9 protein-coding genes are annotated in these 6,385 nt (G+C 29.3%); 7 read left to right on the plus strand and 2 right to left on the minus strand.

Annotation, left to right across the window (positions count from 1 at the left end; all coding sequences use genetic code 11):
• Positions 1-56: 56 nt before the first annotated feature.
• The 4 genes from ACJAX4_RS21130 to ACJAX4_RS21145 all read left to right on the plus strand — a co-directional run bounded on the left by ACJAX4_RS21130 (position 57) and on the right by ACJAX4_RS21145 (position 2,289).
• Positions 57-335 carry a type II toxin-antitoxin system RelB/DinJ family antitoxin gene (locus ACJAX4_RS21130; protein ID WP_435791412.1) on the plus strand — a complete coding sequence of 93 codons (279 nt, stop codon included), beginning with the start codon at positions 57-59 and terminating at the stop codon, positions 333-335.
• Entirely contained in the window at positions 316-576 is a 261-nt protein-coding gene (locus ACJAX4_RS21135; RefSeq protein ID WP_435791413.1) for a Txe/YoeB family addiction module toxin, read from the plus strand. Before ACJAX4_RS21130 ends, ACJAX4_RS21135 begins: the two co-directional genes overlap by 20 nt.
• Before the next feature lie 532 nt (positions 577-1,108).
• Entirely contained in the window at positions 1,109-2,086 is a 978-nt protein-coding gene (locus ACJAX4_RS21140) for a replication initiation protein (RefSeq protein WP_435791414.1), read from the plus strand.
• 74 nt (positions 2,087-2,160) lie between these two features.
• Positions 2,161-2,289 (plus strand): hypothetical protein, encoded by a 129-nt coding sequence (locus tag ACJAX4_RS21145; RefSeq protein WP_435791415.1) that lies wholly within the window; start codon positions 2,161-2,163, stop codon positions 2,287-2,289.
• Between the two features lie 157 nt (positions 2,290-2,446).
• Here ACJAX4_RS21145 and ACJAX4_RS21150 read toward each other — a convergent pair whose 3' ends face one another.
• On the minus strand, positions 2,447-3,307 hold the full coding sequence (locus tag ACJAX4_RS21150; protein WP_435791416.1) for a glucosaminidase domain-containing protein: 861 nt from the start codon (positions 3,305-3,307) through the stop codon (positions 2,447-2,449).
• A gap of 354 nt (positions 3,308-3,661) precedes the next feature.
• Here ACJAX4_RS21150 and ACJAX4_RS21155 point away from each other — a divergent pair, with 354 nt between their 5' ends.
• A complete protein-coding gene (locus tag ACJAX4_RS21155) occupies positions 3,662-4,162 on the plus strand; it encodes a CPBP family glutamic-type intramembrane protease (RefSeq protein WP_435791417.1) in 501 nt (166 codons plus the stop codon).
• Between the two features lie 492 nt (positions 4,163-4,654).
• Here ACJAX4_RS21155 and ACJAX4_RS21160 read toward each other — a convergent pair whose 3' ends face one another.
• Positions 4,655-4,867: a hypothetical protein gene (locus tag ACJAX4_RS21160; RefSeq protein ID WP_435791418.1), complete on the minus strand. Its 213-nt coding sequence runs from the start codon at positions 4,865-4,867 to the stop codon at positions 4,655-4,657.
• A 60-nt stretch (positions 4,868-4,927) separates the two neighbouring features.
• Here ACJAX4_RS21160 and ACJAX4_RS21165 point away from each other — a divergent pair, with 60 nt between their 5' ends.
• On the plus strand, positions 4,928-5,104 hold the full coding sequence (locus ACJAX4_RS21165; RefSeq protein ID WP_435791419.1) for a peptidoglycan-binding domain-containing protein: 177 nt from the start codon (positions 4,928-4,930) through the stop codon (positions 5,102-5,104).
• Positions 5,105-5,583: 479 nt separating this feature from the next.
• Positions 5,584-5,976: a hypothetical protein gene (locus ACJAX4_RS21170; protein ID WP_435791420.1), complete on the plus strand. Its 393-nt coding sequence runs from the start codon at positions 5,584-5,586 to the stop codon at positions 5,974-5,976.
• Positions 5,977-6,385 lie beyond the last annotated feature (409 nt).

The following is a 6,385-nucleotide window of genomic DNA, read 5'->3' on the forward strand; positions in this document are numbered from 1 at the left end:
TACAAAATCAACTTTTTGTTATACAATGTATATAATGTAATGAAAGGAGTGATACTATGGCTCTAAAAACAGTTAATATTCGTATTGATGAAGAATTAAAGAAACAAGCAGAAATCCTTTTTTCAGATTTTGGTATGAACATGACAACCGCATTTACTATTTTTGCAAAAGCAGTTGTCAGAGAACGTAAAATACCTTTTGAAATTACTGCAAGTGAAACGTTTTATAATGAATCTAATATGGAACACTTGAAGAAATCTATCAATCAACTTAATCAAAAAAAAGGTACAACACACGATATTGTTGAGGTAGAAGATGAAGAAAGTATGGTCTGATGAGGCTTGGAGTGATTATGTTGAGTGGCAGTCACAGGATAAGAGGACATTAAAGAAAATTAATCAACTTCTTAAAGATATAGATTGCAACGGATATACTGGTATTGGAAAACCCGAACCATTAAAATATGAGTTACAGGGTTTTTGGAGTAGAAAAATTGATGGTGAAAATCGTTTGGTATACCGCATTGAAGATGAACAGATTGAAATAGCTCAATGTAAGACACATTATGAAAAATAAGAATTTTTAGCAATTCAAAGAAGACTAGGCTAGGTAATATATGCCTGGTCTTCTTTTTTAAAAAACTTTATTTCAAAACTACTGTACTTTCTCTAATGTCCAATATTTCTTATTCTAAATGGGATAACATATTTGGATAAGAAGCGTTAATAGCATAATAACATTATTAGAAAATATAAGTAATAAATCACTTAAAAAAGAGAAAGGTGAGTAAATGACCGTTAAAGCAGCAGTTGTTGTATAGTAACAAGTATAGTAACAGTATAGTAAGTATAGTAGGGGTGTTCTAATCACTCTCATACCAACGCCTGTCAGCTACAAAAGGTGAGTAAATGACTGTTGAAAGGTGAGAGATTGACCGTTAAGGGGTGAGTAAATGACTGTAGTGGGGTGAGTAAATGACCGTTGAAAGGTGAGTAAATGACTGTTAAGGTGAGTAAATGACCGTTGTTTTTAAGGTGAATTTAGTGATTGTATTTCACCTTAACATTTGGTAAAATATTGTTAATAAGGTTGTACAGGGGGATTACATATGAAGAAAAAGGGTGATCTAATAGCAGTTAGACCTGACACGGTGATAGAAGCTAGATTTACTTTAACATCACGTCAAAACGATATTTTGGATATGTTATTTACTCAAATTCAGGATGATCATAATGTTGAATATAGTATCGATATTAATAAATATAAAATGCTATATAATATTAAAGATAAGAACAATATTTACGGTGATTTAAAGAAAGCAGTAAAATCCTTTGAGGGTAAGGGTTTTTCAATAGTAGATAAAGAAAAGAATGAAGAAATATATTATCCATGGTTCTCTAAAATACATTATAAAAATAAAGAAGGGAAAATTCTACTAAAAATTGATAGTGAACTTAAAACTATGTTTCTTGAAGTTAAAAAAAGGATTTACTATCACATTAAATATACATTAAATTTTAGTTGTATTTATAGCAAAAGATTTTATTATTATTTAAAGAGCTATGAGGACACTGGGTGGAGAATAGACAATCTTGATGTACTTAGAGATAAGCTTCAATGCCCTAAAAGTTATAAAAAATATTCTGATTTTAGGCGGTTTGCATTAGAGCCAGCACATGTAGAAATAAATAATAATTCTGATATTAAGTTTAAATACGAGGAAGTTAAGACTGGGAATAAAGTTACAGCTCTTAGATTTTCAATTAAGTCATCAAAGTGTGAGGAACTCGCGATAGATAGTGATAATGATTCAGACATTTTAGAGGTACAAAACATATTTTCAGAGGATGTTACACCAATTGAAGCTAGAAAAATTTTAGATGTTGCAAATGGAAATATAGAATTAATAAAAGCAAAGTATAAAATTTCAGATAGCCAAGGTAAAATAAATAATATAGTAGGTTGGGTAATTAAAGCTATTGAAGAAAATTATTATCCTCAAATAAAAGAGGCTGCATTTAATAACTATGACCAGAGAACTTATGATTTTGAAGCTTTAGAAAAAAAACTTTTAGGCTGGGAGTAAAAAATATATTACAAGGGGTTAAATCTCTTGATGTCGTAATTGGAACTCATGTACATGAAGATCACATAGGAAGTATGGACGATATTATCAATTCATTAAAAGTAGGAAAAGTTTTTTTCCAAAAACAAACTTCAACTACTAATGCTTTTAAAAACTTTGTAAGTGCAGTAAAAGGAGCTATAATTACACCAAGTGGAGTATAGGGCATGTTTTCAGCCCTATATGGAATGCGGTAGTATATTTAGCAAAAATAAGATGATAAATGAAAAAGTAGTAGTTACTACTGATGTTAGTACATTTGACGTAGCATAATAAAAACATTCCACTAAGGTTTGGTGGAATGTTTTTTTATTTAATTTTTTATGAGAGTAAGCTTTGCCAGGTGTTTTTTCCTATAATTCCATCAGCTACTAATTTATTATTTTTTTGATATTCTCTAATACATCTCTCAGTTGCAGGTCCATAAATGCCATCAATACTGGATTTAACTCTATATTGAAGGTACCGTGTAACTATCTTATTAGAACTACCATTAATACTTGTAGTGGGCTTTTTCATAATGATTTCTATAGCACTTAATGTCGCTGGACCATATAACCCGTCAGCAACAATTCCTACTATCTCCTGAAACTTTTTAACGGCCCCAGTAGTAAGATTACCGTTAGCTCCATCTACTACTAATGCAGTATTATTAATATCTTTAATCTTCATTTTATTTAAAGCGCTTTGAAGATACTTTATATTTTCTAATGTATTATTAGGGGTTTTGCCACGAAGAACAGGATCATAAAGATAAAGCTTGTTTTGTTCGATTATGGATATGAGCTTTTGGGGGTACTGAGAGTCACTGCAGTAGCCGCATCTATAAAGATTATGGCTGGCCTCCTTGTAGTCCTTAGACGCTATCACAACGCGGTATCTACCAATACTTAAAAGTTCTCCATGATCAAGTAAGCTGTCAGTTATTGAATCATACTTTCTAAACTTGCATACCATAAAGGTTTTTACTCCTTTTATATATTCATGAGTTGTGAAGTCCTGAGATTCGTATCCGCAGCCATTTGTCCATTTGATTCCAAATATATTATTTCCTTTAACATATTTTAGCCAGCCAGTTTCTAAAATAGATTGAGCTATTGTTACAGAGGGGAGGGTGTTGTATCTTTTGTAGGATAGTAGAGCACCTGTGGTGAGTGATTTTATTATTTGAGTTTTGTTCATAGTGTGTTTCCTCCTTTGGGGTTTTAACTTATATATATGGAGAAGGAGGAAGGTTTTTTGATTTAATGAAGAGTATTTAAAAAAACGCTGCTAATAGTGAAAGTAACACTAAGTTCTTCACATGGTGCTCTTTGCAATATTTGTACGTATTAAGGCGGATTACATTCACTAATAACAATAGAGCATTGATAAATATAAGTTGTTCAAGACTAAAAAAAACCATTTGATCTAAATGTTTTTTGGGTTCAAGATAACATCTTATTATGTTGTATGCTTTTTACCGTTTAAAACCGCAAGGCTTTTAAATGGAATATATGTTATATTTAAGGAAGGTTCAATCAGGAGGAATACATAATGAGAAGGATTTATAAAAACATTAATAATTATTTTCAAGGGTTATCTACTTTGAAATTCATTATTATTATGGTATTAGTTACAGGTTTAGTTATAATACCATTTATACCACTATTTTATCTGTATGAGAAATACATAGGGCAAATGGGAGGAGCAGATAGTATAAAGGAGGCATCCTTGCTTTCAACTATTATAGTTGCCTCTATAATAGGTCCTATAGTAGAAACATTTATTTTTCAATATGGAATTATTGAAATTTTAAGTTCTATTAAGATTTTTAAAGAAAAAAATATTATCATTGCTATAATTTCATCGTTAATATTCGGATTTTCACATAGTTATAGTTATTTATATATTTTTTATGGCTTTATAATAGGATTATTATTAGCATATTCATATTTAATTTATAAAAAAAAGAACTTCTCTGCTTTTTGGGTTATTTTTTGGATTCATTGTATAAGAAACACAATTTCAACTATTTTATTTTATATGGAGTTGTAAGCCGGCGTATAGGTAGTAATGGAACAGTAATCGGCTATAAGCATGTGAATATATGGTTACAATAAGCCTAACGTGTTCACAGCAAGCGTTTGATAATACCAATTATTTAATATGAACGTTCAAAAATATAAAAACCAAATATATTGAACGCTCTATATACCGTTTAAAAAGGTACACTTTTATGAACTATATTAAAAAAATATATCTGGTGATAGCTCATTATTTATGTATAAGCAATCATCAAATATATTTTTATCGGTGGTGGAATTGGTATTTAAATTTTGGTCATGTTTAAGAATAGTGTTGATTTTAAACATAAAAAAGGACTGCACCAAAAAAATCTTGAGTATCTTTCTTAATGTGGTAATTCTTTTTCTTTGTTGGTTATTATTAAGTCCTTATAAACAAATATAATAGTAATAACACACCCTAATACAGCAAAACCCAGAAAGAAAACTTCATTACTTGTAAATTTTCCAATAATAGGAATTCCTACAAAAAATAAGTTATAATTATGGGGTATACTAATTTTCGAAGTTTTTGAGTTTTTATAAATTCAAAAGTGCTACAAATAATTAAAAGCATTGTAATTATTGTTAACATGGCTGTTGGTAATTCCATTTGCATAAACAACATTATACATCCAGCCACACTAACAACAAATAAAAGTATTTCTAGTATCATTGTTATTGATTTGAATTTCATAAATAACATCTCCATCCTAAAGCATTATTAAATATATATGATGGTATAAGTAATGTATTCTTGAATTTCAACAACATTGTTAAACATAGTCTCAATTCTAATTCCATTTATTTACATGATTATAGCCGTTTTCGGTTCCGTTACTACCTATACCCCGTTAAGAAATTTCAGAGAAATAATAAATTAGTGATTGATGGAATTGTAGGTAAAAGCACCTGGAAATGTTTATTATTTTAGAAATTATAGTTAATTATCCATAAGCTTCTTTTATGTAACATAAATATTAATAGAAGGTGATATTGTGAGAGGCAGAAGGAAAGTCTCCGCCTTCTGAAATGTCATTAATTGCAGCGACCCAAGAGATAATTTAATCTGTATTGGGATTTTTTACTATTTAAAAATCCCCCCATTTGTAAAAATAGGGGGATTTTGTTTTCATAGAATTATCTTAGTTTGAGAGCTATGTGGTGATATCTCCCATAAACATGTATTTTTAAAAAATCTTAAATACAGGTTTACATATTCAACCTAAAACCCTCTTTATATATTGTAAGATGAAACAATCCGGCCGGTTAGTTAAATTTTATAACCAAATTATTTAACAAAACGATCAATGTATTGATTAAGTTGAATGGTTTGAAGGATAGTTTGATTCTATCCAAATCAAGTATTAAGGATTATGTAAACAAATAAAACAAATAAAGGAGAGATTTATTATGAGCGATGTTAAATATGCTGTTTATTACAAGGTTTATTCACATATTGTAAGCAGTTTTGAAGCAACAACTGATCAAAATATGCTAACTGTATTGTTGGGATTATTAGGACTCGGAGTAAGTTGGCTTGTCGGTACAACATTGGGTGTTCTTTCTAATTTTGGTATATATACACCAAGAGCTGGTGATAAAGTAGAAGTAGAAACTACAATTACTTATAATGTTGATAGAGATAGATTTGAATATAAACAAAATACCTATAGCTATCGTCCACAAGCTTCAGGTGGTTATTACCTTGATAACAAAACAACTTTTAATGATGATTATATTCATGGAAGTATGGAGTATAGAGGATTAAGTGAAAATTCAGAAATTAGTGGTAATATGAATTAATAGCCAATATGTGGGGTATCGTCATCAAAAGTTGGCCCTACTATGTTAAACACTAAGTAAACTTTAAAATTATATTTTTTATAATCTAAGGTAGATAGAAAAGACATCGCAATTTATGGTTATATAAATTGCGATGTCTTTTAAAATTAATGATTTACTTTGTGTATATTCTTTTATTAAAAGAACATGAAAACTAGTGCTAAATCCTAAAATCATACCAATAAGTAGATGTTTTTTTTTATTTATCCGAATGGTATCTTTAAGATTAGCAAAGGAATATATATACGCCATTAACATTTGTAAATAATGTTAATGGCGTATATAATTTAATAAAGACAAAGTAGTATTGTTAGACGAAAGATTAGTCTATAAAGGTATAAGGGGGAATTGATATGAACATAGATAAAAT

It is taken from the genome of Clostridium sp. (genome assembly GCF_051278035.1).
GTDB lineage: Bacteria > Bacillota > Clostridia > Clostridiales > Clostridiaceae > Clostridium_AD.